The 25,700-nt window shown below is 68.1% G+C and carries 24 protein-coding genes; 21 read left to right on the forward strand and 3 right to left on the reverse strand.

The genetic code is table 11. The annotated features are described in order from the left end of the window. The 12 genes from MKL11_RS07925 to MKL11_RS07980 all read left to right on the forward strand — a co-directional run. Positions 1 to 866 (forward strand): chlorophyllide a reductase iron protein subunit X (locus MKL11_RS07925; RefSeq protein ID WP_243941962.1); only part of this gene is annotated, 866 nt, incomplete at its 5' end. Positions 867 to 869: 3 nt separating this feature from the next. After that, positions 870 to 2,414 (forward strand): chlorophyllide a reductase subunit Y, encoded by a 1,545-nt coding sequence (bchY, locus tag MKL11_RS07930; protein WP_243941964.1) that lies wholly within the window; start codon positions 870 to 872, stop codon positions 2,412 to 2,414. Further along, positions 2,414 to 3,880 carry a chlorophyllide a reductase subunit Z gene (gene bchZ, locus MKL11_RS07935; RefSeq protein WP_243941966.1) on the forward strand — a complete coding sequence of 489 codons (1,467 nt, stop codon included), beginning with the start codon at positions 2,414 to 2,416 and terminating at the stop codon, positions 3,878 to 3,880. The genes bchY and bchZ overlap by 1 nt, the downstream gene beginning before the upstream one ends. Before the next feature lie 35 nt (positions 3,881 to 3,915). Next, positions 3,916 to 4,137: a hypothetical protein gene (locus MKL11_RS07940; protein WP_243941968.1), complete on the forward strand. Its 222-nt coding sequence runs from the start codon at positions 3,916 to 3,918 to the stop codon at positions 4,135 to 4,137. Between the two features lie 124 nt (positions 4,138 to 4,261). After that, a complete protein-coding gene (gene pufB, locus MKL11_RS07945; RefSeq protein WP_058194392.1) occupies positions 4,262 to 4,498 on the forward strand; it encodes a light-harvesting antenna LH1, beta subunit in 237 nt (78 codons plus the stop codon). A gap of 10 nt (positions 4,499 to 4,508) precedes the next feature. After that, complete coding sequence (gene pufA / locus MKL11_RS07950) at positions 4,509 to 4,697, forward strand: light-harvesting antenna LH1, alpha subunit (protein WP_058194393.1); 189 nt, start codon at positions 4,509 to 4,511, stop codon at positions 4,695 to 4,697. A gap of 83 nt (positions 4,698 to 4,780) precedes the next feature. Further along, positions 4,781 to 5,605, forward strand: a complete 825-nt coding sequence (pufL, locus tag MKL11_RS07955) for a photosynthetic reaction center subunit L (RefSeq protein WP_243941970.1) — start codon at positions 4,781 to 4,783, stop codon at positions 5,603 to 5,605. Positions 5,606 to 5,698: 93 nt separating this feature from the next. Then, positions 5,699 to 6,679 (forward strand): photosynthetic reaction center subunit M, encoded by a 981-nt coding sequence (gene pufM / locus MKL11_RS07960; RefSeq protein WP_243941972.1) that lies wholly within the window; start codon positions 5,699 to 5,701, stop codon positions 6,677 to 6,679. A gap of 10 nt (positions 6,680 to 6,689) precedes the next feature. After that, a complete protein-coding gene (gene pufC / locus MKL11_RS07965) occupies positions 6,690 to 7,802 on the forward strand; it encodes a photosynthetic reaction center cytochrome PufC (protein WP_243941973.1) in 1,113 nt (370 codons plus the stop codon). A gap of 118 nt (positions 7,803 to 7,920) precedes the next feature. Then, complete coding sequence (locus tag MKL11_RS07970; RefSeq protein ID WP_092041181.1) at positions 7,921 to 8,073, forward strand: DUF3096 domain-containing protein; 153 nt, start codon at positions 7,921 to 7,923, stop codon at positions 8,071 to 8,073. Positions 8,074 to 8,230: 157 nt separating this feature from the next. Next, a complete protein-coding gene (ppdK, locus tag MKL11_RS07975) occupies positions 8,231 to 10,921 on the forward strand; it encodes a pyruvate, phosphate dikinase (protein WP_243941975.1) in 2,691 nt (896 codons plus the stop codon). Positions 10,922 to 11,227: 306 nt separating this feature from the next. Then, a complete protein-coding gene (locus tag MKL11_RS07980) occupies positions 11,228 to 11,368 on the forward strand; it encodes a hypothetical protein (RefSeq protein WP_243941978.1) in 141 nt (46 codons plus the stop codon). 19 nt (positions 11,369 to 11,387) lie between these two features. On the opposite strand, the gene MKL11_RS07985 is transcribed toward MKL11_RS07980, so the two are convergent. From MKL11_RS07985 to MKL11_RS07995, 3 genes are all read right to left on the reverse strand, one after another. Beyond that, positions 11,388 to 12,881 (reverse strand): DUF882 domain-containing protein, encoded by a 1,494-nt coding sequence (locus tag MKL11_RS07985; protein ID WP_243941980.1) that lies wholly within the window; start codon positions 12,879 to 12,881, stop codon positions 11,388 to 11,390. A 196-nt stretch (positions 12,882 to 13,077) separates the two neighbouring features. Further along, a complete protein-coding gene (locus tag MKL11_RS07990) occupies positions 13,078 to 15,081 on the reverse strand; it encodes a murein L,D-transpeptidase (protein ID WP_243941982.1) in 2,004 nt (667 codons plus the stop codon). Between the two features lie 243 nt (positions 15,082 to 15,324). Next, positions 15,325 to 16,809 (reverse strand): sigma-54-dependent transcriptional regulator, encoded by a 1,485-nt coding sequence (locus MKL11_RS07995; RefSeq protein ID WP_243941984.1) that lies wholly within the window; start codon positions 16,807 to 16,809, stop codon positions 15,325 to 15,327. A 236-nt stretch (positions 16,810 to 17,045) separates the two neighbouring features. On the opposite strand from MKL11_RS07995, the gene MKL11_RS08000 reads away from it, so the two are divergent. The 9 genes from MKL11_RS08000 to MKL11_RS08040 form a co-directional block, all read left to right on the forward strand. Then, the gene (locus MKL11_RS08000) at positions 17,046 to 18,917 is read left to right on the forward strand and encodes a M3 family oligoendopeptidase (protein ID WP_243941986.1); all 1,872 of its coding nucleotides are present in this window, start codon (positions 17,046 to 17,048) and stop codon (positions 18,915 to 18,917) included. 60 nt (positions 18,918 to 18,977) lie between these two features. Then, positions 18,978 to 19,202: an AbrB/MazE/SpoVT family DNA-binding domain-containing protein gene (locus MKL11_RS08005; protein ID WP_243941988.1), complete on the forward strand. Its 225-nt coding sequence runs from the start codon at positions 18,978 to 18,980 to the stop codon at positions 19,200 to 19,202. Then, the gene (locus MKL11_RS08010; RefSeq protein WP_243941990.1) at positions 19,199 to 19,606 is read left to right on the forward strand and encodes a type II toxin-antitoxin system death-on-curing family toxin; all 408 of its coding nucleotides are present in this window, start codon (positions 19,199 to 19,201) and stop codon (positions 19,604 to 19,606) included. Before MKL11_RS08005 ends, MKL11_RS08010 begins: the two co-directional genes overlap by 4 nt. 85 nt (positions 19,607 to 19,691) lie before the next feature. Further along, positions 19,692 to 21,053, forward strand: a complete 1,362-nt coding sequence (locus MKL11_RS08015) for an ABC1 kinase family protein (RefSeq protein WP_243941993.1) — start codon at positions 19,692 to 19,694, stop codon at positions 21,051 to 21,053. A 124-nt stretch (positions 21,054 to 21,177) separates the two neighbouring features. Then, positions 21,178 to 21,471, forward strand: a complete 294-nt coding sequence (locus MKL11_RS08020) for an aa3-type cytochrome c oxidase subunit IV (protein WP_243941995.1) — start codon at positions 21,178 to 21,180, stop codon at positions 21,469 to 21,471. Positions 21,472 to 21,659: 188 nt separating this feature from the next. Then, positions 21,660 to 22,889 carry a Re/Si-specific NAD(P)(+) transhydrogenase subunit alpha gene (locus MKL11_RS08025; RefSeq protein ID WP_243941997.1) on the forward strand — a complete coding sequence of 410 codons (1,230 nt, stop codon included), beginning with the start codon at positions 21,660 to 21,662 and terminating at the stop codon, positions 22,887 to 22,889. Between the two features lie 24 nt (positions 22,890 to 22,913). Then, positions 22,914 to 23,369, forward strand: a complete 456-nt coding sequence (locus MKL11_RS08030; protein WP_243941999.1) for a proton-translocating transhydrogenase family protein — start codon at positions 22,914 to 22,916, stop codon at positions 23,367 to 23,369. 4 nt (positions 23,370 to 23,373) lie between these two features. Further along, positions 23,374 to 24,774, forward strand: coding sequence for an NAD(P)(+) transhydrogenase (Re/Si-specific) subunit beta (locus tag MKL11_RS08035; protein WP_243942001.1), 1,401 nt, complete (start codon positions 23,374 to 23,376; stop codon positions 24,772 to 24,774). A 136-nt stretch (positions 24,775 to 24,910) separates the two neighbouring features. Further along, positions 24,911 to 25,700, forward strand: a 790-nt coding sequence (locus MKL11_RS08040) for a DHH family phosphoesterase (RefSeq protein WP_243942003.1), incomplete at its 3' end; no start/stop codon positions are given.

The following is a 25,700-nucleotide window of genomic DNA, read 5'->3' on the forward strand; positions in this document are numbered from 1 at the left end:
TCGGCAAGTCGTTCACCCTGGCCAATCTCAGCTACATGATGGCCCAGCAGGGCAAGAAGGTGCTGCTGATCGGCTGCGACCCGAAGAGCGACACCACCTCGCTCCTCTTCGGCGGCAAGGCCTGCCCGACCATCATCGAGACCTCGACCCGGAAGAAGCTCGCCGGCGAGCCGGTGGCCATCGGCGACGTCTGCTTCAAGCGCGACGGCGTCTACGCCATGGAGCTCGGCGGACCCGAGGTCGGGCGCGGCTGCGGCGGCCGCGGCATCATCCACGGCTTCGAGCTGCTTGAGAAGCTCGGCTTCCACGATTGGGGTTTCGACTTCGTCCTGCTGGACTTCCTGGGCGACGTGGTCTGCGGCGGCTTCGGCCTGCCGATCGCCCGGGACATGTGCCAGAAGGTCATCGTCGTCGGCTCGAACGACCTGCAATCGCTCTACGTCGCCAACAACGTCTGCTCGGCGGTGGAGTATTTCCGCAAGCTCGGCGGCAATGTCGGAATCGGCGGCCTGGTCATCAACAAGGACGACGGCACCGGCGAGGCCCAGGCCTTCGCGGACGCCGCCGGGATCCCGGTCCTGGCCTCGATTCCGGCCGACGACGACATCCGGCGCAAGAGCGCGAATTACGAGATCATCGGCCGGCCGGAGAGCCGCTGGGGCTCGCTGTTCTCGGACCTCGCCGCCAACGTGGCGGATGCGGCCCCACACCGGCCGACGCCGCTGACGCAGGACGGGCTCCTCGGCCTGTTCTCCAGCGACGTGACCGGCCGCGACGTGGTCCTGGTCCCGGCGACCCATGAGGACATGTGCGGCGTCGCGCACGTGACCAAGCCGTCCCTCGAAGTCGTCTACGACGAGGTTTGAGGCATGGCCGTCTCCCTCGACATCTCCGACCTGCGGGCCCGTCCCCGCGCCGCCGCCCCGCCGGCCGAGGCGATCAACCTCGACGCCACGAAAGGCGACGGGCTCGGCTGCCATTCCGGCAAGGACGCGATGCGGGAAGCCGCCGAGGCGGCCGGGATGTCGGAGACCCTGGCGCAGCTGCGCGAGGACTACCCGCAGGGGCCGCACGACCAGCCGCAGAGCATGTGCCCGGCCTTCGGCTCGCTCCGGGTTGGCCTCCGGATGCGCCGGACCGCCACGATCCTCTCGGGATCGGCCTGCTGCGTCTATGGCCTGACCTTCACGTCGCATTTCTACGGGGCCCGCCGCAGCGTCGGCTACGTGCCGTTCAATTCGGAGACGCTGGTCACCGGCAAGCTGTTCGAGGACATCCGCGAGGCGGTCTACGCCACGGCCAAGCCCGCGGATTACGATGCCGTCGTCGTTATCAACCTCTGCGTGCCGACCGCGTCGGGCGTCCCGCTTCGGCTGCTGCCGAAGGAAATCGACGGCGTCCGGGTGATCGGCATCGACGTCCCGGGCTTCGGTGTCCCGACCCATGCCGAGGCCAAGGACGTGCTGGCCGGCGCCATGCTCAAGGTCGCCCGCTCGGAGGCCGAGCAGGGCCCGGTGGCGGCGCCCCGCGGCGGCCGTTCCGAGCGCCCCAGCGTGGCGCTGCTCGGTGAGGTCTTCCCCGCCGACCCGGTGGTGATCGGCGCGCTGCTGGAGCCCCTCGGCCTGTCGGCCGGGCCGGTGGTTCCGACCCGCGAGTGGCGGGAGCTCTACGCGGCCCTCGATTGCGCCGCAGTGGCGGCGATCCATCCGTTCTACACGGCCTCGATCCGCGAGTTCGAGGCCGCCGGCCGGCCGATCGTCGGTTCGGCGCCGGTGGGCGTCGACGGTACCGCCGACTGGCTCGACCGGATCGGCGCCGCCTGCGGGGTCGCCCGCGCCACCGTCGAGGCGGCCAAGAACCGGATCCTGCCCGGCATCCGCGGGGCGCTCGCCGCCAAGCCGATCAAGGGCCGGATCACGCTCTCGGGCTACGAAGGCTCGGAACTTCTGGTGGCGCGCCTGCTGATCGAGAGCGGCGCCGAGGTTCCCTATGTCGGAACCGCCTGCCCGCGCACGCCGTGGTCCGAGGCCGAACGCGACTGGCTCGAGGCGCGCGGCACGCAGGTTCAGTACCGCGCCTCCCTGGAGGACGATCTCTACGCCCTCGACTCGCTCAAGCCCGACCTTGCCATCGGCACCACGCCGGTGGTGCAGCGGGCCAAGGAGCGCGGCACCCCGGCGCTCTACTTCACCAACCTGATCTCGGCACGCCCGCTGATGGGTGCGGCCGGCGCCGGCTCGCTCGCCACGGTGATCAACGCGGCGCTCGGCAACAAGCCGCGTTTCGATGCCATGCGCGACTTCTTCGAGGGCGTCGGCACCGGCTACGCCGCCGGCGTCTGGCAGGAAACCCCGCAGAAGCGCCAGGGCCCGAAGATCGAAGGCCCGAAGAAGCCGATCGGGGAGATGGCGTGATGCTGATCCTCGATCACGACAGGGCCGGCGGCTACTGGGGCGCGGTCTACGTCTTCGCGGCGATCAAGGGCCTGCAGGTCGTCATCGACGGACCGGTCGGCTGCGAGAACCTGCCGGTGACCTCGGTGCTGCACTACACCGACGCGCTGCCGCCGCACGAATTGCCGATCGTCGTCACGGGCCTCGCCGAGGAAGAGCTCGGCCGCCACGGCACCGAGGGCGCGATGAAGCGCGCCCACGCCACCCTCGATCCGGGCCTGCCCAGCGTGGTCGTGACCGGTTCGATCGCCGAGATGATCGGCGGCGGCGTCACCCCCGAGGGCACCGGCCTCCAGCGCTTCCTGCCGCGCACCATCGACGAGGACCAGTGGCAGGCGGCCGACCGGGCCATGCGCTGGCTCTGGCAGGAATACGGCGCCAAGAAGTTCGCCAAGAAGGGCATCCCGGCCCGGCCCGAGAAGAAGCCCGGCGAGAAGCCGCGGGTGAACCTGATCGGGCCGGCCTACGGCACCTTCAACATGCCCTCCGACCTCGCCGAGATCCGGCGGCTGGTCGAGGGGATCGGCGCCGAGGTGAACCTGACCTTCCCGCTGGGTTCGCACCTCGCGGACGTGCCCAAGCTCGTCAACGCCGACGCGAACATCTGCATGTATCGCGAGTTCGGCCGCCTGCTCTGCGAGGACCTGGAGCGGCCCTACCTGCAGGCACCCGTCGGCATCCTGTCGACCACCAAGTTCCTGCGCTCGCTGGGTGCGATCCTGGGCGTCGACCCGGAGCCGTTCATCGAGCGCGAGCGCCACACCACGATCAAGCCGGTCTGGGACCTCTGGCGCTCGGTCACGCAGGACTTCTTCGGGACCGCCAGCTTCGGGATCGTCGCCACCGAGACCTACGCCCGCGGCGTCCGGCATTTTCTCGAAGACGAGATGGGCCTGCCCTGCCACTTCGCCTTCAGCCGGTCCGCCGGGCTGAAGCCCGACAACGACGCCGTCCGTAAGGCCATCGCCGAGAAGCCACCGCTGGTGCTGTTCGGCTCGTTCAACGAGCGGATGTACCTCGCCGAGTGCGGGGCCCGGGCAACCTACATCCCGGCCTCGTTCCCCGGGGCGATCATCCGGCGGCACACTGGCACGCCGTTCATGGGGTTCGCGGGCGCGACCTACCTGGTCCAGGAAGTCTGTAACGCGCTGTTCGACACGCTCTTCCACATCCTGCCGCTCGCCCGCGACATGGACAAGGTCGAGGCCACCCCGGCGCGCCACCATCGCGAGCTGCCCTGGGACGAAGCCGCGCGTGCAGCGCTCGACGACCTGGTCGAGGCGCAGCCGGTGCTGGCCCGCATCTCGGCCGCCAAGCGCTTGCGCGACGCCGCCGAGCGCGCCGCCCGCACCTCCGAATCCGCCGCCGTGGCACCCGCCCATGTGGCGCGTGCTCGAGCCGATCTTGCCGGGGGGATCCCCGCATGAGCCGCTTTTCCGTTCCCCCGAGAGGAGACCTGACGATGCGTACGATGGTCCCGACCGCGCGCCTGCACCAGGAAGCGCTGCAGTTCCGGCTGATCCTGGCCGCGACCTACCCATGCTTCCTCGCCGCCGCCGCGTTCAATCGCGTCCGGCCGGCCCGCGAGGCCACGCGCTCGGGTTTCGCGCCTGCCCGCCGCTCGGTGTTCGGCGAGGCCCGCGCCATGGCGGTTCAAGCCATCCCCTTCGCCTTTATGGGCTGAATGCCCTGATCGAGACGCTTCCGTCCGGTGACGCGGGGGAAGTCAAGCCGTGACCGCCTAGAGCAACACGGCAGCACCCGTCGCGTTTCGCGAGAAGCGCGGCCAACACACGGAGGTCTGAACGATGGCCGGTGGACCCGTTGCAACAGAAAGACCGAGCAGCCTGTCCGGGCTGACGGAACCGGAAGCCAAGGAGTTCCACGCGATCTTCCTGACCAGCTTCCTCATCTTCACGGCGATTGCCGTGGTCGCCCACATCCTCGTCTGGTTGTGGCGCCCGTGGCTTCCCGGACCGCAGGGCTACGCCTCTCTCGAAGGCGTCACCGATGCGGCCCGCGCCCTCGTCACGATGATCGGCTGAGGAGGATCGGATGCACAAGGTCTGGTTACTGTTCGATCCGCGGCGCACGCTGGTGGCTCTGTTCACCTTCCTCTTCATCTTGGCGCTGCTGATCCACTTCATCCTGCTCTCGACCGACCGGTTCAACTGGCTGGAAGGTCCGAAGGCGAACAAGGCGGCGAGCAACATCACGCTCGTCCTGCCCAGCATGCCCGCCTGATTCAGGCTGGCCGGGACCGCGGCTCCAGAGGGCCGCGGTCCGAAAACCCCAACGAAATGCGGCCGGGCTGAGGAGTGTCCGCCATGGCGATGCTGAGCTTTGAGCGAAAGTACAGGATCCGCGGCGGGACGCTGCTCGGGGGCGACCTGTTCGATTTCTGGGTGGGTCCGTTCTTCGTCGGGTTCTTCGGCGTGACCGGGCTGTTCTTCACGGTGCTCGGCACCGCGCTGGTAATCTACGGCGCCGCGATCGGGCCGACCTGGAACGTGTGGCAGATCAACATTGCGCCCCCCGACATCAGCTACGGCCTGAAGCTCGCGCCGCTGAAAGAGGGCGGCCTTTGGCAGATCATCACGTTCTGCGCGCTGGGCTCATTCCTGTCCTGGATGATGCGCGAGGTCGAGATCTGTCGGAAGCTCGGCATCGGCTACCACGTGCCGGCGGCATTCGGCATGGCGATCTTCGCGTACTTCACCCTGGAGGTGATCCGGCCGTTCCTGATGGGTGCCTGGGGCTACGGCTTCCCGTACGGCATCCTCAGCCATCTCGACTGGGTTTCGAACACCGGCTACCAGTATCTGCACTTCCACTACAATCCGGCGCACATGCTGGCCGTGACGTTCTTCTTCACGACCACCCTTGCGCTGGCGATGCACGGCGGCCTGATCCTCTCGGCGACCAACCCGAAGAAGGGGGAGACCGTGAAGACTCCCGAGCACGAGGACACCTTCTTCCGCGACACGATCGGCTACTCGATCGGCACGCTGGGCATCCACCGGCTCGGGCTATTCCTGGCCCTATCAGCGGGCTTCTGGAGCGCCGTCTGCATCGTGATCAGCGGGCCGTTCTGGACCCAGGGCTGGCCGCAATGGTGGGGCTGGTGGCTCAACCTGCCGGTCTGGCGCTGAGAAACCATCGCCCGCCGAGAATCGGGCGAACCGATACCAATGATCCAAGCCGGCGCCGCACGACACGTGCGGCCGACCGGGGGAGGGCGGGCGATGGCCTATTATCAGAACATCTTCACCCAGGTTCAGGTGCGCCCGCTGGAGCCGGAGAACGGCATCCCGGTGAGCTCGAACGACCGGGTCGGCAAGCCGTTCAACAGCTACCTGTTCGGCCTCTTGGGCAACAGCCAGGTCGGCCCGATCTACATCGGCTACGTCGCCGCCCTGTCGATGGTCTGCGGGCTGATCGCCTTCGAGATCATCGGGCTCAACATGTGGGCCTCGGTGAACTGGGATCCGGTGCAGTTCGCCCGGCAATTGCCCTGGCTCGCCCTGGAGCCGCCCTTGCCGAAATACGGGCTGAAGATCCTGCCGCCTCTGAACGAGGGCGGCTGGTGGCTGATCGCCGGCTTCTTCCTCACGGCGGCGATCCTGCTGTGGTGGGTTCATCTCTACCGCCGGGCGCGGGCGCTCGGTCTGGGCACCCACGTGCCGTGGGCCTTCGCGTCGGCGATCTGGCTCTACCTAGTGCTCGGCTTCATCCGCCCCGTCATGATGGGCTCGTGGTCTGAAGCGGTGCCGTTCGGCATCTTTCCCCACCTCGACTGGACTGCGGCGTTCTCGCTCCGCTACGGCAACCTGTTCTACAACCCGTTCCACATGCTCTCGATCACGTTCCTCTACGGATCGACGCTGCTGTTCGCGATGCACGGCGGCACCATCCTGGCCTGCTCCCGCTACGGCGCCGACCGCGAGATCGACCAGATCGTCGATCGCGGCACCGCCACCGAGCGCGCCGCTCTGTTCTGGCGCTGGACCATGGGCTTCAACGCCACGATGGAATCGATCCACCGCTGGGCCTGGTGGTTCGCGGTGCTGACCACGCTGACCGGCGGCATCGGCATCCTGCTCACCGGCACCGTGGTCGACAACTGGTACCTCTGGGCGGTCAAGCACGGCGTTGCCCCGTCCTATCCGCAGGTCTACGGCCCGATCGTCGACCCCGCCCATCTCGCACCCGGCATGAAGCCGTGAGGAGGCCGTCATGAAGACGATTCTGGCGGTGGTCGGCGGGGCGCTGGCCCTGTTCCTCACCATCGCGATGTTCGGGGGCGCGGGCTGGACCCACCCCCCCATGGCGGTCAAGCAGACCGGCTTCCGCGGCACCGGCATGGACCTGATCCGGACCCGGGCCGGCAACGAGGCGCTCAGCGTTGCCAACGTCGCCCCGGCCCCCGCCGACCCGGCCGAGGCCGGCGGCGACAAAGCCTCCGCAGTCTACGAGAACGTGCAGGTGTTAGGCGACCTCTCGGCCGAGCAGTTCAACCGGCTGATGGTGTCGATCACCGAGTGGGTGGCGCCCCAGCAGGGCTGCACCTACTGCCACAGCACCGAGAACATGGCCTCCGACGAGCTGTATCAGAAGCGCGTCGCCCGGCGGATGCTGCAGATGACCCAGACGATCAATACCTCCTGGAAGGAAAAGCACGTCCACGAGGCGGGCGTGACCTGCTACACCTGCCACCGGGGTAATCCGGTGCCGGCCAACATCTGGTTCGACCGTCCGATGCAGGGCGAGGGCCGGTTCAAGCCACGCAACAACAGCCAGAACCTGGCCTCCGCCGAGGTCGGCAACACCTCGCTGCCCTACGACGTCTACCAGGCGTTCTATCAGCACAAAGAGACGTCCGAGGACGCGGTGCGGGTCAACGGCACCACGGCGCTGCCTGAGACGAAGGGCAAGCCGATCCAGGATGCGGAGAAGACCTTCGCGATCATGATCAGCATGTCGCAGTCGCTCGGGGTGAACTGCACCTTCTGCCACAACACCCGGTCGGTGGCGCAATGGGACACCAGCACGCCAAACCGGGTCCATGCGTGGTACGGCATCCGCATGGTGCGCGACCTGAACCAGGACTTCATGGAGCCGCTCACCGGGACCTTCCCGCGCAACCGGCTCGGGGCGCTGGGCGACGTGCCGAAGATCAACTGCGCCACCTGTCATAACGGCGCCAACAAGCCGCTCAACGGCGCCAACGTGATCGGCCCCTATCCGGAGCTGTCGCATCCGACCATCGAGGCGAGCCTGCCCACCGGCGAAGCGAAAGACCCGATCCCGGGGACGAACACGCCGGCGCTGAAACCGTCCAAGCCCTAACGCGAAGTGCACGAAGCGCCGGAGCCATCCGGCGCTTCGTCATGCGCCAGCCACAGGGAACCGCCATGCGCTACGGACGTCGACCGTCAACGGCCGAGCTCGGCCCCTGGAGGCGCCCTTGACCATCACCATCTCTAACCTCCAGCCGCTCATCGCGATCCTCGCCGGGATCTTGATCCTGATCGTCCCGCGGCTCCTCAACTACATAGTGGCGATCTACCTGATCGTGGTCGGCGTGATCGGTCTCGGGCTGCTGCGCGGCCTCTCTTAGGTCCGATTCGCAAGGTCGAGTCCTGACAGACTTCGCTGCGCGTCAGCCCCGAGCGCACAGACCCGCAATGCGTTCATCTTGCGTTGCGTTGCGGGATGGTCCAACCCGCGCCCACCAGCTCGGCCTGCGCCGGGCACCAGATATGGACGGGATCGACATGGCGACCGGCAGCGCGAAGTGGGTCTATGCCTTCGGCGACGGCAAAGCGGAGGGCAAGTCGCAGATGCGCGACCTGCTTGGCGGCAAGGGCGCCAACCTCGCCGAGATGTGCAACCTCGGCCTGCCGGTCCCGCCCGGCTTCACCATCACCACCGAAGTCTGCACATCCTACTACGATAACGGGAAGACTTACCCGCCGGAGCTGAAGGATCAGGTCGCGGCCGCGCTGAACCAGATCGGCACGCTGACCGGCCGCAAGTTCGGCGACGCGGCGAACCCGCTGCTGGTCTCGGTCCGCTCGGGCGCCCGGGCGTCGATGCCGGGCATGATGGACACGGTGCTGAACCTCGGCCTCAACGACCAGACCGTGCTGGCGCTGGCCAAGGAGGCGGACGACGAGCGGTTCGCCTATGATTCCTACCGCCGCTTCATCACCATGTACTCGAACGTGGTGCTGAACGTTGAGCATCATGCCTTCGAGGAGGCCCTGGAGCACTACAAGGAGGGCAAGGGCTACGACCTCGACACCGAGCTCGGCGCCGAGGACTGGAAGGCCCTGATCCAGACCTACAAAAAGATCGTCCGCGACGAGCACGGCTCGGACTTCCCGCAAGGCGCCGAGGACCAGCTCTGGGGCGCGATCAGCGCCGTGTTCAATTCCTGGATGATCCCGCGGGCGAAGAAGTACCGCGAGCTGAACAGCATCCCGGAGAGCTGGGGCACGGCCGTCAACGTCCAGGCCATGGTGTTCGGCAACATGGGCGACACCTCGGCCACCGGTGTCGCCTTCACCCGCAACCCCTCCACCGGCGAGAGGGCGCTCTACGGCGAGTTCCTGATAAACGCCCAGGGCGAGGACGTCGTGGCGGGTATCCGCACGCCGCAGAACATCACCGAGAAGGCGAGGAAGGAGGCCGAGAGCGACAAGCCTTCCATGGAGAAGGCCCTGCCCGAGAGCTACGCGGAGCTGACCCGGATCTACGGAATCCTGGAGAGCCATTACCGCGACATGCAGGACATGGAGTTCACCATCGAGAAGGGTAAGCTCTGGATGCTCCAGACCCGCAACGGCAAGCGCACCGCCAAGGCGGCCCTGCGCATCGCCGTGGATCTGGCGGGCGAGGGGCTGATCTCCCGCGAGGAGGCGATCGGCCGGGTCGAGCCCTCGGCCCTCGATCAGCTCCTGCACCCGACCATCGACCCGAAGGCGGACCGCAAGGTCATCGCATCCGGCCTGCCGGCCTCCCCGGGCGCGGCCACCGGTGAGATCGTGTTCAATTCCGAGGACGCGGAGGCCCTGCGCAAGGCCGAGCGCAAGTGCATCCTGGTGCGGATCGAGACCTCCCCCGAGGACATCCACGGCATGCACGCCGCCGAGGGCATCCTCACCACCCGCGGCGGCATGACCAGCCACGCGGCAGTCGTCGCCCGCGGCATGGGCAAGCCCTGCGTCTCCGGCGTCGGCTCGATCCGGATCGACTACAAGGCCCAGACCATGAAGGTCGGCGACGCCACCCTGAAGGCCGGCGACCGGATCACCATCGACGGCTCCACTGGCCAGGTGATCCAGGGCGAGGTGAAGATGCTCGAGCCCGAGCTGTCGGGCGACTTCGCGACCCTGATGGAATGGGCCGACCAGTTCCGCGGCATGAAGGTGCGGGCAAACGCTGACACCCCAACCGATGCCCGCACGGCGCGGAATTTCGGCGCCGAGGGCATCGGCCTGTGCCGCACCGAGCACATGTTCTTCGAGGGTGACCGCATCATCGCGGTCCGCGAGATGATCCTGGCCGACGACGCCGAGGGCCGCCGCGCGGCGCTCGCGAAGATCCTGCCCTACCAGCGCCAGGACTTCGTCGAGCTGTTCACGATCATGTCCGGCCTGCCGGTGACGATCCGCCTGCTCGATCCGCCGCTGCACGAGTTCCTGCCGCACACCGATGCGGAAGTCGCCGAGGTGGTGAAGGCGACCGGCGTGGCGGAGGACAAAATCCGCCACCGGATGCGGGAATTATCCGAGCACAACCCGATGCTCGGCTTCCGCGGCTGCCGCCTGGCGATCGCCTTCCCGGAGATCGCCGAGATGCAGGCCCGGGCGATCTTCGAGGCCGCCGTTCAGGCCGCCGCCGATACCGGCAGTCCGGTCACCCCCGAGGTGATGGTGCCGCTGGTCTTCACCCGCACCGAGTTCGACATCGTGAAGGCGCGGATCGACGCCATGGCCAAGGCCGTGTCCGAGGAGAAGGGCGCCACCCTGGACTATCAGGTCGGCACCATGATCGAGCTGCCGCGGGCGGCGCTGAAGGCCGGCGAGATCGCGCAGACCGCCGAGTTCTTCTCGTTCGGCACCAACGACCTGACCCAGACGGCCCTCGGCATCTCCCGCGACGACGCGGCGACCTTCCTGGGTCCCTACACCCAGAAGGGAATCCTGCCGGCCGACCCGTTCATCACCATCGACCAGGAGGGCGTGGGCGAGCTGGTGCGCATCGGCGTCGAGCGCGGTCGCGCCACCCGTCCGGACATCAAGCTCGGCATCTGCGGCGAGCATGGCGGCGACCCGGCCTCGATCGGCTTCTGCCAGGAGGTCGGGCTCGATTACGTATCCTGCTCGCCCTACCGGGTACCGATCGCCCGGCTCGCGGCCGCCCAGGCGGCGCTTGGCAAGGTGCAGGGCAAGGAAGGCTGAGCCGCGTCGACAAGCCGTATCGGGGGCGCGTTCGCCGCTCCCGATACGGGCGGTCAACCGACTTGTAAAAATCCTGGTTGAAAAGCGTTCCCGCTCACTGAACACGGACTTCGGCGGCACGTTGACTGATTGATTCGACGGATTGTGCGTGCGCTAATCGATCCGCTTCGGGTCCCATGTCAGGCTCCAGAATCACCCGTCATGATTCATCACAGCCCATCTCCGCTGTGCCTTGCGCCTGCGGTCCCGGTGCCGCGCGCTGCCGTGCGGGCCTATCTCGCGTTGATAGCCGGTTTTGGTGCGGTCATGACCGCAGTCTTGCTGATGACGTCAGTGGCGGCCAATAGCGGCGACGAGGCCGAGCGTATCGCCGACACCCAGGACGATGGCTATGCCGCGACCCTGATCTCCGCCCTCGCGGTCAACCTGTCCAAGCCGCTGCGCTAGCCGCGGCTCTTCCCGGTCTTCAGCGGGTGCCGCGGGTTGCCGAGCCGGTGAAGCGTGCAGCCGTCAGTTCGTCGCCCGGGCTCTTGGTGCTGAACCGGGTCGAGACCGGTCCCGGCGTCGTCGTTACGACGGCATCCGGTGCTGCCTCGCGAACACGGGTCGCAGCAACCCGGACCGGTGCGTTGCGGCTCGCCGGTGCCGCCAATGGACCGGCGGAGGCTGCCTCGAACAGCGCGCGCAGCTGCGCCTTCGCGTCGGCGTCGGCGGCCACGAGGGGACGTCGCGGTGCCGGCTCGGCCGGAACGTCTCGGATGAGGGCACGTCCAGCGGACGGTGCAGCCAAGTTGGCCATGCCGCCATCAAGCGAGGCGAACTGCACCGGGCGCGGCGGCGGCAGCGGCATGCTGATCGCGGCCGCTGCGACGGCAGTGAAATCGGAGGGCCGGCGCGGCGGCAGGGGCGCGAGGACGGCGGCAACGGCATCATCGGCGGCCGCAGCCGACTTGTCGACGGTCAGCAGGGCTCTGGCGTCGACCGGCCTGCCGTCCTTCGCCGGATCGGGGCGGCCGAGCGTGTTGCGCAGCGTGTCGTCCACCGTCGGCGCGGCGTAGGCCAGGGCGGCGCGGGTGCCGACCGGATCCTGCGGATCGGCGCTCGCGACCGCGATCACGGGCGCGCGACGGCTCTTCACCGCAACCGGAGCCGGCGGCGGTGCCGCGGCCGGCTCGGGCGCCGGGGAGCCGCCGCCGAACAGGCTCGCCAGGAACCCGAACAGGCCGGGCCCGTCCTCCTCCTCGCCGCTCGCCATCTGGGTGGTGAGGCCGGCGACGGTGCCGCCGCGCGCCAGGATCTCGGCCTTCGCCTCCTCGTAGCGGGGGAAGGGCCGGTTGTCGCTCGCCAGCAGAACGGTCTTGCCGTCCGGGAACAGCCGCGCGAGCTGATCGTGGGTCATACGCGGCCACATTCGCACCGAGCCGACATCCAGATGCACGAAGGGCGTGCCGGCATGCGGGTACCAGCCCACACCGCCGCGCTGCATCTGGAGGCCGACCTCACGGATCCGGTCGATCGAAACCTCGGGCAGGTAGAAATCCATCGCCTTGCCGAGCATGTGCTGGCTGAACTCGGCGACCATCCGGGACCGGCGCCGCAGCATCGCGTTGGTGCCGGGCGAGCGATAGGCCGAGACGACGTGGATCGGCTGGGTCGCGCCGACCTGCCGGTAGGCCTCCCAGACTGTGTCGAACAGGCGCGGATCCATCTTGATTGGCTCGTTGATACGCCAATCGCGCAGCAGCCAGTTCAGCTGCTCAAGGGCCGCACGGTCGTAGCGGCCATCGCGCTTGAACGTGATGGTCGCGCTCTCCTGGGTGTGCGTGTGGTAGATCGTGAGCGAGCGGGTATCGCCGTTAGCGACCGCGTTCTCTGTCTCGGCCGTGCCCGCGAACAGGCCGATCGCCAGGCCGCACAGGGTCAGGACGATGTGTCGGGCTGGGCGTGGAAGGCTCGGCACGATGGTCCTGATCCTCTCCCGGAACCCGCATACGGGCACTTGGCGGATGTCCGGTCGAGGCGATCCGAGCCGGTGGGGCCGTAATCGCGTCGTCGCGCCAAGTGTCACGGGAACGGCTAAGGCTGGACCGTGGCAAAATCGTGCCCGGCTGTGTGACCGCGCACCTGAGAGTTGAAGTGGTGGTGCGGCTGTGAAGCTACCACCAGCCGCGCGACACCGGCGCCGGTGCCGGCGTCCACAAGCCGGGCTCACCGTATTCCGGGGCACTGTCGGCGCGGGCAGCCCGGCGGACGCTCCGGCGCGGCGTATCGTACTCATCGTAGCGGGCGCTCGGCTCCGGTTCGGCGTAGCGGCGGGGACGCGCGGCCTCGCGGCGCGGGGCCGGATGGACCTGGGCCACCGGGGCGGATTCGGTCTTGCGGCGCGCCTTCTCCTCGGGGAGCTTGGCGATCATCGGTCCGCCGCCGCCGGGCAGGCCGAGGGCCGCGCGCATCGGCGCGTCGTAGCCGTAGAGATCGGGGAGGGTGCGGAACGTGCCGCCATCATCCACGTAGGCGGTGAAGTAGGCCAGATGCACCGGCAGTTTCGCGGGCAGCCGGAGCGTCCGCTCGCCCTTCCCGATCAGCTTCTTGAGCCGCGCTTCGGACCAGTCCGGCAGCACCGCGTCGGCCAGGCGGAAGGGGTCGTCGACGCGCACGCAGCCGTGGCTGAAGTCGCGCTTCGCCGCGGAGAACAGCGACCGGTTCGGCGTATCGTGCAGATAGACCGCGTGCTGGTTCGGGAACATGAACTTGATGAAGCCCAGCGCATTGCGCTCGCCCGGCGGCTGGCGCAGCGAGACGTGTCCGCCGTGGCGCACCACCTCGTAGCCGCCCCAGGTCTTGCCGCCGTAGCCCGCGAGCTTCGGCGCCATGGTCTTCAGGATCGAGGGCGGCACGTACCAGGACGGGTTGACCACCGCGTATTCCATCAGCCCCGAAAACAGCGGCGTGCGAGATTCCGGCTTGCCGACGATGACCCGGGCCTCGTCGCGCAGGCTGCCGCCGCGATAGGCGCGCAGGCGATATTCCGGGATGTTGACCAGGATGTAGTCCGAGCCCAGGTCCCCCGGCAGCCAGCGCCAGCGTTCCATGTTGACGATCAGTTCGGCCTCGCCGCCGCTCGCCCGCGCCGGGCGGCCGGCGTCGGCGAGCGCCAGCACGGTCTGGATGTTGAGCACGCCGTTGCCGGGAAGCCCGCGGCCGCGCTGGAATTTTGCCACCGCGTCGGCCACTGTGGCATCGTACTCCTCCGGCTCACCGGGCGCGCGGTCGAGCGTGCCGGCCGGGCGTGCCTCCAGGCCGAAATGCGCGCGCAGCAGCGGCACGCGGGCATCGTGCATGCCGACCCGCAGAGCCGGCCCGGGGGGCAGGCGCAACGGTTTCACGGCCGTGGGTGCCGGCCCGCGTAGGCTCGCGAGCCGCGCCTTGAGGGCCTGATAGCCGGCGCTGGACGGGTTGTAGCTCTGAAGCGCGTCGCCGGCCTTAGGCCCCGCTTCCGAGAGCTTGGTCAGCACCGCGTTGGCATCGGGCAAATCGAGCTGCGGGGTGATCAGGCGAGAGATCGACGCCAGGTTGACGCGACCGCCGCGGGCATCCCGGGCGTAGAGCAGAGCGGCCGCCGAGAGGCGAAGATCGGTGTCGGCCACGCCCTTCTCATCGGGTTTCTCGGCGAGGTTCGGGATCGTGTAGGCCCGGGCGTCGAGCCCGTCCTCGCCGGCAGCGGCCAAGCGCGCGGAGACCGCCTTGGCGGCCTCGGTCCAGGCGCCGTCCGCGATCCAGAGGGGCTTGTAAGCGCGCGCCTCGTAGACGGCGCGGATCCCGTCGCGATCCTTGCCGGTTAGGCGCAGAAGCAGCGGCGCGGTGTCGGTGAAGCGCGCGAAGATCGCGGCGCCCAGGGGATCGGCGGGAGCCACCGGCGCCGCCGCGACCGGGGCCGGCGCGGGGTCCGCTTTCGGAGCCTCGGGCTTGTAGTCCGGCAAAGCAGTCGAGACCGGATCGGACCCGGTCGGTGCCGCCTGGGCGGGCTCGGCCGGGTGCGCAGGCGTGCCGAGGGCCGCCGGGTCGAGCGCGACCGTCTCGGCGCCGAGCGCGCCGGCCGAGGCCAGCGTTCCGGTCAGTAGGGCGGCCAGCGCGACGAGGCTGGAGCGCGGGACGCGCATCGTGATCTCCCGGGACGCGGCGGCAGGGCCGCACGTTCAGATTGTGATTATCCGCTCAAGCGTGGCGTTGAGCAACTGCAGTCTTCGCCGTGTAGAGTCCAGTCATCCCGCCGCAAAAGCTGCTCATAATGGCAAGCGACACCTGCTTAATATTTCGACTCCACCAATTCCGCAGAACTGTGAAGTTGTTCGTCGAACCGTCGCTTTCGGACAGGCGCGGTGCGCTAGCACACCCTGCGCCGGCTAGGCGGCGTCCTCGGCCTTCTCGTCGCCTTCCAGACCGAGGTCCTTCAGCTTGCGGTAGAGGGTGGATCGACCGATTCCGAGGCGGCGGGACACCTCGGACATGCGCTGCCGATAGAATTGCAGCGCGAAGCGGATGATCTCCGCCTCCAGCACCTCCATGGTCTTCATCTCGCCCGTCTCCTCGGTGACCAGCGACATGGCATGCGGATCGCGAACCTCGACCCGGACGATCTCGCGCACCGGCTCGGGCGCGTAGGCCGGCATCTGGGGCTGGGTGGGGCCCGCCGGGATGCGGACGTCGAAGCCTTCGACCTGGGCGGCGATCTGCGGAAATTCGGCGACGGTCAGCTCATCGCAATCGGCGAGCACCACCGCGCGGAATAGGGCGTTCTCCAGTTGGCGGACGTTGCCGGGCCAAGGATAGCGGGTCAGCAGTGCCATCGCCTCCGGGGCGATCGCGCGGACCCGCTTGCCCTCTTCCGCGGCGAACCGGGCGCAGAACGAGCGCACCAGATCCGGAATATCCTCCCGGCGGGCGCGCAGGGGCGGCAGCGTCATCGGGAAGACGTTGAGGCGGTAGTACAAGTCTTCGCGGAACTTGCCCTGCTTCACGAGGTCGAGCAGCGACCGGTTCGTGGCGGAGACGAGGCGGATATCGACCCGCACCGAGCGCTTGCCGCCCACCGGATCGACCTCGCCCTCTTGAAGCGCTCGCAGCAGCTTCACCTGAGCGTCGAGGGGCAGCTCGCCGATCTCATCGAGGAACAGGGTGCCCCCGGAGGCCTCCACGAACTTGCCGGCGTGCTTCTCGGTGGCGCCGGTGAACGCCCCCTTCTCGTGGCCGAACAGGGTCGACTCGACGAGGTTCTCCGGGATCGCCCCGCAATTGACGGTGACGAACGGCTTGCCGCGTCGTTCGCCCGAACCCTGGATCGCCCGCGCCAGCACCTCCTTGCCGACGCCGGATTCACCCTCGATCAGCACCGGGATGTTGGATTTCGCCGCACGCTCGGCGAGGCGGATCACCCGCTCCATGTCGGGGCTCTTGGAGGTGAGATCCTTGAAGGTCAGCGCCCCGGAGGCGCGGCGGCGCATCCGGCGGACCTCCTCCTCCAGCACGTCGACCCGCAGGGCGTTCTTGATCGAGACCTGCAGGCGCTCGGCGCCGGCGGGCTTGACCACGAAGTCGACGGCGCCCGCCCGCATGGCGTTGACCACGGCATCGATCGAGCCGTTTGAGGTCTGGACGATCACCGGCGTGTCGAGGCCGCTGCTGCGCATCTCGGCGAGCACGCCGAGGCCGTCGAGCCCTGGCATCACCAAGTCGAGGAGCACCACGTCCACGCCCTCGGTCTTCAGCACGGTGAGCGCGTCGGCACCCGTCTCCACGACCCGGGCGTTGAAGCCGAACCGGCGCACCGCCGCCTCGGCCAGGCGCCGCTGAACCGGATCGTCGTCCACGATGAGAATTGTGGTGGACATGGCGGCTCCCTGCGCGGCGCACCAGGCCGGATGCGGCTCGGGACTGGCCCGCGCCGCACCGCCCTAGTCGGCGCGTGTTTCGTTTCGAACCGTAGGGTGCCGGACAGACGTAAAGTCGCGCTTAACGACGTTTGCGTTGTGGCGTCGCCGCGTCGGGGCGACCGGCGCCGTTGAACGCGTGGCCGCGCGCTCGATATCACGATACGAGGCCGAACTCCCCGAAAGGACCGCGAGATATGATGCCGAGCACCACCGCTTCGCCGGTGAACGTCCGTGCGCCGGAGGGCGTGAGCGCCGCACGCGCCGCAGCCAGGGCCGTCGACCTCGGCCATCTTCCGGAATGGGACCTGTCCGATCTTTATGCCGGCATCGACGCGCCGGAATTTTCGGCCGACATGACCCGCGCCGAAGAGGCGTGCCGCCGCTTCTCGGAGACCTATGCCGGCCGCATCGCCGAACTGGCTGCAGCCGAGGGGGCGTCCGAGCGCCTCGCCGAGGCCGTGAAGGCCTACGAGGGCATCGAGGAGTTGCTCGGCAAGCTGATGTCGTTTGCAGGCTTGGTCTATTCCGGGGACACCACCGACGAGGCACGGGCCAAATTCTACGGCGACACCCGAGAGCGCCTGACCGATGTCTCGGCCGACCTGCTGTTCTTCGCCCTGGAGCTCAACCGCGTCGATGATGCGGTGATGGATGCCGCGATGTCCGAGGGGCCGCTCGCCCATTACGCTCCCTGGATCGAGGATCTGCGCCGGGAGAAGCCGCACCAGCTCGACGACCGCACCGAGAAGCTGTTCCTGGAGAAGTCGGTCACCGCGAACGCCGCCTGGGACCGTCTGTTCAACGAGACGATCGCGGGACTCCGGTTCACCGTCCAGGGCGAGCAGATGCCGCTCGAGCCGACCCTCAACAAGCTGCAGGATCCGGATGGTGCCGTCCGAAAGGAGGCGGCCGGAGCGATCAGCGAGGTGCTGCGCGGCAATCTGCGGGTGTTCACGCTGATCACCAACACGCTGGCGAAGGACAAGGAGATTTCCGATCGCTGGCGCGGCTTCAAGGACGTCGCCGACGCGCGCCACCTCGCCAACCGGGTCGAGCCGGAGGTGGTCGGCGCACTGGTCGACGCGGTGCAGGCAGCCTATCCGCGCCTTGCGCATCGTTACTACCGGCTGAAGGCCAAGTGGTTCGGCCTCGATGCGCTGCCATACTGGGATCGCAACGCACCGCTGCCGAAGGTCGAGCAGCGCACCATCCCCTGGACGGAGGCCCGCGACACCGTGCTTTCAGCCTACGACGCGTTCTCGCCGAAGATGGCGGGAATCGCGAAGCGGTTCTTCGACGAGCGCTGGATCGACGCGCCGACCCGGCCCGGCAAGGCCCCGGGCGCCTTCGCGCACCCGACCGTGCCCTCGGTCCACCCCTACGTGCTGGTGAACTACCAGGGCAAGCCGCGGGACGTAATGACGCTCGCCCACGAGTTGGGCCACGGCGTCCATCAGGTCCTGGCCGGTCCGAACGGCGCCCTGATGGCGCCGACGCCCCTGACGCTGGCCGAGACCGCCAGCGTGTTCGGAGAGATGCTGACCTTCCGCAAGCTGCTCGCGGCCACCACCGACACGACCCAGCGCCGGGCCATGCTCGCCGCCAAGGTCGAGGACATGATCAACACGGTGGTACGCCAGATCGCGTTCTACGCGTTCGAGCGCAAGGTCCACCTCGCCCGCGCCAAGGGCGAGCTGACCAGCGACCAGATCAATGCCCTGTGGCTGTCGGTCCAGGCGGAATCCCTGGGTCCAGCGATCACGTTGGATGCGGGCTACGAGCCGTTCTGGGCCTACATCCCGCACTTCATCCACTCGCCGTTCTACGTCTACGCCTACGCGTTCGGCGATTGCCTCGTGAACTCGCTCTACGGGGTCTACGCGCAGGCCGAATCCGGTTTTGTCGAGCGCTACTTCGCGCTGCTCGCGGCCGGCGGTTCGAAGCCCTACGGCGAATTGCTGGCGCCGTTCGGGCTCGACGCGAAGGATCCGGGCTTCTGGCAGATCGGGCTGGGGATGATCGAGGGGATGATCGTCGAGCTGGAGGGGATGGAGCGACAGGCCTAGCCCGCTTCCAAGCCGGCCTCCGAGATGTTATACAAAACGTACAACATCTCGGAGGCGGTCATGAAACTCGAAGTCAAGCGCGTCGGAAACTCGACCGGCCTCATTTTGCCGAAGGATATCCTCGGCAAGCTGAATCTGGCGCAGGGCGATTGGCTTTACGTGACCGAGAATACCGACGGCTCCGTGCGGCTCTCGCCCTACGACCCGGCGTTCGAGAAGGGCATGAAGATAGCTGAGAAGGCGATGAAGACCTATCGCAATGCTTTGGCGGAACTGGCTAAATGAGCACCGATCGCGAGATTGTCTGGCTCACGAGCGAGTTGGTCAAGGCGATCCACGCCGTGCAGCTGAAGCAGTTTGGTGGGCCGCCCGGCTTGCGCGACGAAGGCGCGCTCGAATCGGCGCTCGGCCGGCCCGTCAATCGCGTGGCGTATGCCGAGGATGGCGTCGACATTGACCTCGCCGAACTGGCGGCGGCCTACGCCTTTGGTATCGCCAAGAACCATCCGTTTATCGACGGCAACAAGCGGGCCGCTCTCCTGGCCCTCATCACCTTCCTCGGGATCAACGACATCGATTTCATCGCCGACGAAGCCGAGGCCGTCGTGATGATACGCGGCCTTGCAGCGGGCCAGATCGACGAATCCGGCCTCACCCGCTGGATCCGGGACAACTGGCCCGCCGTCTGAGGCGCCGCGGCGCAGCGACCCGGCGGGCTGGTGCGGGGTGCCGAAACGCTTATGTCCGGCCCTGCACCGAGGAAGATCCTGGACCATGGCCGAGACCGATCGCGAAGCCAATCGCTTCTCAGCCCGTGCGGGCCGCTACGCCAGCGTGGGCGCCAATGTCGGCGGTGTCGCCGCCCGGATGGCAATGTCCCGGTTGTTCGGCAAGGAGGGGACGACCAGCGCCGCCGCCCTGGCGCAGGCGCTCGGCGGCCTGAAAGGGCCGATCATGAAGGTGGCGCAACTGCTCGCCACGATCCCCGATCTGCTGCCTCCCGAATATGCCGCCGAGCTTCAGAAGCTCCAGGCCGATGCGCCGCCCATGGGCGCGGCCTTCGTCAGGCGGCGGATGCAGTCCGAGCTGGGGGCCGGTTGGCAGGATCGATTCGGCAGCTTCGACCTGAAGCCCGCCGCAGCGGCGTCGCTCGGTCAGGTCCACCGCGCAACCGCAAAGGACGGTGAGCAACTGGCGTGCAAGCTGCAATACCCGGACATGCAATCGGCCGTGGAGGCCGACCTTCAGCAACTCGAGATCGCCTTCGCGCTCCACCGGCGGATGAACAGCTGGCTCGACACCCGCGAGATCGCCAAGGAGATCGGCGCCCGGGTGCGCGAGGAGCTCGATTACGAACGTGAGGCCAAGCACGCGAGCCTCTACGGCGAGGTGCTCAAGGATGTCGACGCAGTGCGCGTGCCGCGCGTCTTCCCCGACCTGTCGACAAAGCGCCTCCTCACCCTGAGCTGGCTCGACGGCGACAAGATTCTGGGCTTCGCGGAGGAGCCGGTCGCGGTGCGCAACCGCATCGCGCGGGCAATGTTCAAAGCGTGGTGGCATCCGTTCAGCCGTGCCGCCGTGATCCACGGCGATCCGCATCTGGGCAATTACACGGTCTTCTCCGAGGGCGGCGAGGCGGCCGGCATCAACCTGCTCGACTACGGGTGCGTGCGGATCTTCCATCCGCGCTTCGTCGGCGGCGTGGTCGACCTCTATCGCGGCCTGCTGGAAGAGGATTCGGCGCGGATCGTCCACGCCTACGAGGTCTGGGGCTTCAAGCATCTCGACAAGGAGAAGATCGAGATCCTGAACATCTGGGCCCGGTTCATCTACGGGCCGCTCTTGGAGGACCGCACCCGCACCGTGGCGGACGGAGTCAAGCCGGGAGACTATGGCCGGCGGCAGGCGTTCCAGGTGCATCAGGCCCTGAAGGAGCGCGGTCCCGTCACCGTGCCTCAGGAATTCGTGTTCATGGACCGCGCTGCCGTGGGGCTGGGCGCCGTGTTCCTCCACCTGCGCTCGGAGCTGAACTACCACCGGCTGTTCGAGGCCGAGATCGAGCATTTTTCATTGGACAAGCTCGGCGTGCGCCAAGACCAGATCCTTGCGCAGGCCGGGCTGCCGAAACCGGCGTAAATTCGCGCATCGAAGCCCATCGAGAGGGCAATCAACTTGCGTGCGTCCGATTGCGGCAGGAAAACGCTTGAGCTACATCCCGGGGTGACCACAAGAAGTCGCATCTAAGGGAAACGAGCGCACGATGGCCGAGAGTGAGACGGTGGCCGGGCACACCTACAGCCCGGCGATGGACGCGGGCACCCACGAGCAGACCTACCGCGGCTTCGTGCGTTTCGTCGAGATCGGTACCGGCGTGGTGATCTGCTGGGTGCTGGCGCTCGCCGTGGGCGGGATTCGCGAAGCGTGGCTGCTGGCGATTCTCAGCGTGATCGTCTCCGGTGCCGCTGGCGCCGTCGGTGCCCTGGCCCCCGCCATCGGATGGCGCGGCCCCCTCGTCGTCGGCATCCTGCTCTTCCTCTATCTCGCCTTCGCCTGAAGCGGCGAGGAGGGCCGCTCGCCCTAGCTGGCCGAGCGGTCCGATGACGCATTGAAGCGTGGCCGCCGGGTCGGTACGCCGCGGGTTACATTCCCACTTATTCCATCAGCGCAAACTTCTTTCGCGTCTCGAAAAGCTGTGCCGGTTCGCGCATTCGAGAGGCCAAGCTTGTTCAGGGGAAGCCTCGCATGCGCATTGCCGTGCTGTCCGAGACGGACTCTGCGGAACCGCGGGTTGCCGCGGTCCCGGAGACCGTCAAGAAATTCAAGGCGCTCGGCGCCGACATCACCGTTCAGGCGGGGGCTGGTCTGAAGGCGGGAATCCTCGATTCCGAGTACGAGGCCGCGGGCGCCGAGATCGCCGGCAGCGCCGCCGATGCGGCCCGGGATGCCGATCTCGTCCTCAAGGTCCGCCGTCCGGCGGGCGAGGAGCTGTCGCTGTTCAAGCGCGGCGCCACGATCATCGCGATCATGGATCCCTACGGCAACGAGGCCGCCTTGAAGGCCCTGGCCGAGGCCGGTGTCTCCGGCTTCGCCATGGAGCTGATGCCGCGCATTACCCGGGCGCAGGTGATGGACGTGCTGTCCTCGCAGGCGAACCTTGCGGGCTACCGGGCCGTGGTCGATGGCGCCGCCGAGTATGGCCGGGCCATGCCGATGATGATGACTGCAGCCGGTACCGTGCCGGCAGCCCGCGTCTTCATCATGGGTGTCGGCGTCGCTGGACTTCAGGCCATCGCCACCGCCCGGCGCCTCGGCGCGGTCGTGACCGCCACCGATGTGCGTCCTGCCACCAAGGAACAGGTCGAGTCGCTCGGCGCCAAGTTCGTCGCGGTCGAGGACGACGAGTTCAAGCAGGCCGAGACCGCGGGCGGCTACGCCAAGGAGATGTCCGCCGGTTACCAGGCCAAGCAGGCGGAGCTCGTGAAGGGCCACATCGCCAAGCAGGACATCGTCATCACGACGGCGCTGATCCCCGGCCGTCCGGCCCCGAAGCTCGTCTCCGAGGAGATGGTCGCCTCGATGAAGCCGGGCTCGGTCCTGATCGATCTCGCGGTCGAGCGCGGCGGCAACGTCGCCGGCGCCAAGCCGGGCGAGATCGTCGTGACCGACCGCGGCGTGAAGATCGTCGGCCACACCAACGTGCCGGGGCGCCTCGCCGCCACGGCGTCGAGCCTCTATGCGCGCAATCTCTACGCCTTCGTCGAGACCCTGATCGACAAGGAGAGCAAGGCGCTGGCGATCAATTGGGACGACGAGCTGGTGAAGGCCACCAACCTGACCCGCGACGGGTCCGTGGTCCACGCCTCCTTCCAGTCGAAGACCGACGGCCCTGCCTCGGAAGCCGCGGCCGTGGGCCTCGCCAAGTCGGAGACCGGCAAGGCCGAGTCCGCCCCGGCTCCGTCGGGCGCGAACTGAAGATCGATCGAGAGGAGAAGCAGAATGGCAAACCTTGTCGTCCCTCCCGATCAGGCGGCTGATCAGGCCCGCGTGCTGGCCGATGCCGCGCGCGCGGCTGCCGATGTCGCCCGCAACGCGGCTGACCAAGCCCAGGCTATCGCGTCCGGCATGGGCCACGGGATCAGCGCGGCCACCGGCGGCGCCGTCGATCCGTTCATCTTCCAGTTCGCCATCTTCGTGCTGGCGATCTTCGTCGGCTATTACGTGGTCTGGTCGGTCACCCCGGCCCTGCACACGCCGCTGATGTCGGTGACCAACGCGATCTCGTCGGTGATCATTGTCGGCGCGATCCTCGCGGCCGGCGTGCCGCTCCTCGAGAAGGGCACCGGCTGGGCCCGGGCCTTCGGATTCATCGGCATCGTGCTCGCCAGCGTGAACATCTTCGGGGGCTTCCTCGTCACCCAGCGCATGCTCGGCATGTACAAGAAGAAGGCCTGAGACGATGTCCCAGAACATCTCCGCCCTTCTCTACATCGTCGCCGGCGTCCTGTTCATCATGGCGCTGCGGGGGCTCTCGCACCCGACCACGTCGCGCCAGGGCAATCTCTACGGCATGATCGGCATGGCGCTGGCCGTGCTCACGACCCTGGTCGGCCATCCGCCCGCCGGGTTCGGCGCCTGGATCCTGGTGATCCTCGGCATCGGCATCGGCGGCGGCGCCGGCGCGGTCATCGCCAAGCGCGTGCCGATGACGGCGATGCCGCAGCTCGTGGCCGCCTTCCACTCGCTGGTCGGCCTCGCCGCCGTGGCCGGTGCAGCGGCAACGCTCTACGCCCCGCAGGCGGTGGGCATCCTCGAGAACGGCCACATCCACAAGCAGTCGCTGTTCGAGATGGCGCTGGGCGCCGCCATCGGCGCGATCACCTTCACCGGGTCGGTCATCGCCTTCGCCAAGCTCGACGGACGGATGTCCGGCAAGCCGATCATGCTGCCGAACCGGCACCTCATCAATATCGGCCTCGCGGTCGCGCTGGTGGTGCTGATCGCGCTATTCATCGGCAATGAAAGCAAGGCGATCTTCTGGCTGATCGTGCTGCTGTCCTTCGCGTTGGGCGGCCTGCTGATCATCCCGATCGGCGGCGCCGACATGCCCGTCGTCGTGTCGATGCTCAACTCGTATTCGGGCTGGGCGGCGGCCGGCATCGGCTTCACCCTCGGCAACCTCGCGCTGATCATCACCGGCTCGCTGGTGGGCTCCTCGGGCGCGATCCTTTCCTATATCATGTGCCACGCGATGAACCGGTCGTTCATCTCGGTGATCCTGGGCGGGTTCGGCGGCGACGCCGCCGCGGCCGCCGGCACCGGTCAGGTCGAGACGCGCCCGGTGAAGCAGGGCTCGGCCGACGACGCGGCCTACATCATGAAGAACGCCGAGCGGGTGATCATCGTCCCGGGCTACGGCATGGCGGTGGCGCAGGCGCAGCACTCCCTGCGCGAGATGGCCGACATGCTGAAGAAGGAGGGCGTCGACGTGAAATACGCCATCCACCCGGTGGCGGGCCGCATGCCGGGCCACATGAACGTGCTGCTCGCCGAGGCGAACGTGCCCTACGACGAGGTGTTCGAGCTGGAAGACATCAACGGCGAGTTCCCGCAGGCGGATGTCGCCTTCGTGATCGGCGCCAACGACGTCACCAACCCGGCCGCCAAAACCGACAAGGCCTCGCCGATCTACGGGATGCCGATCCTCGACGTGGAGCGGGCCAAGACCGTGCTGTTCATCAAGCGCGGCATGGGCTCGGGCTATGCCGGCGTCGAGAACGAGGTGTTCTTCCGCGACAACACCATGATGCTGTTCGGCGATGCCAAGAAGGTGGTCGATAGCATCCTCAAGGCGTTCTGAGACTATCTGAAAGTCGGTTTTGGCGAGGGGCGGGCAGCGATGCCCGCCCTTTTGTTTTGCCGGGTCAATGTCGAGCGTACCCGCTGTTGCCGTAGCGCCCGCGATTCCCGGCTCGACCCGGTGTAGAGTGCCGCCCGTGTCCGCCGTCACCGCCTCGCCGATCGCCGATCCGCCGCCGTTCCTGGGCGTTGCCAAGTCCGTGACCGGCCGCCGCTGGCAGGAGCGCTGTGCCGGCATGGCGGTGCAGAACCACATCGCCAAGATGGTCCAGGCCCACGGCCTGCCCGAGTTGCTGGCGCGCGTGCTCGCGGGCCGTCAGGTGGCGCCGGACGAGGCCGCCCGCCACCTGGCGCCGCGCCTGCGCGACCTGATGCCGGACCCGGACACCCTGCTCGACATGGATGCGGCCGTGCGCCGGCTCGTGCGCGCCATCCGCCGCGGCGAGATCGTCGCCGTGTTCGGCGATTACGACGTCGACGGTGCGGCCAGCGCGGCCATGCTCGCCGGCTACCTGCGCCAGCTCGGACTGCGGGCGCCGATCCACATCCCCGACCGGATCACAGAAGGCTACGGCCCGAATGCTGCGGCGATCACCGCGCTGGCGGCCGAGGGCGCGACCCTGCTGGTCTGCGTCGATTGCGGCACGAGCGGCCACGGGCCGCTGGAGGAGGCCGAGAAGCTGGGCCTCGACGTGATCGTGCTGGATCACCACGCCGCCGCCGAACAGCTGCCCCCGGCCCGGGCCGTGGTGAATCCCAACCGCCTCGACGATCTCTCCGGCCTCGGCCATCTCTGCGCCGCCGGGGTCGTGTTCCTGACGCTGGCCGCCCTCAACCGCGCCCTGCGCCGGGACGGCTATTTTGGCTCGGATCGCCCCGAGCCGACCCTCACCGACGCCCTCGACCTCGTGGCCCTGGCGACGGTGG

It is taken from the genome of Methylobacterium sp. J-077, assembly GCF_022829365.1.
Lineage (GTDB): Bacteria > Pseudomonadota > Alphaproteobacteria > Rhizobiales > Beijerinckiaceae > Methylobacterium.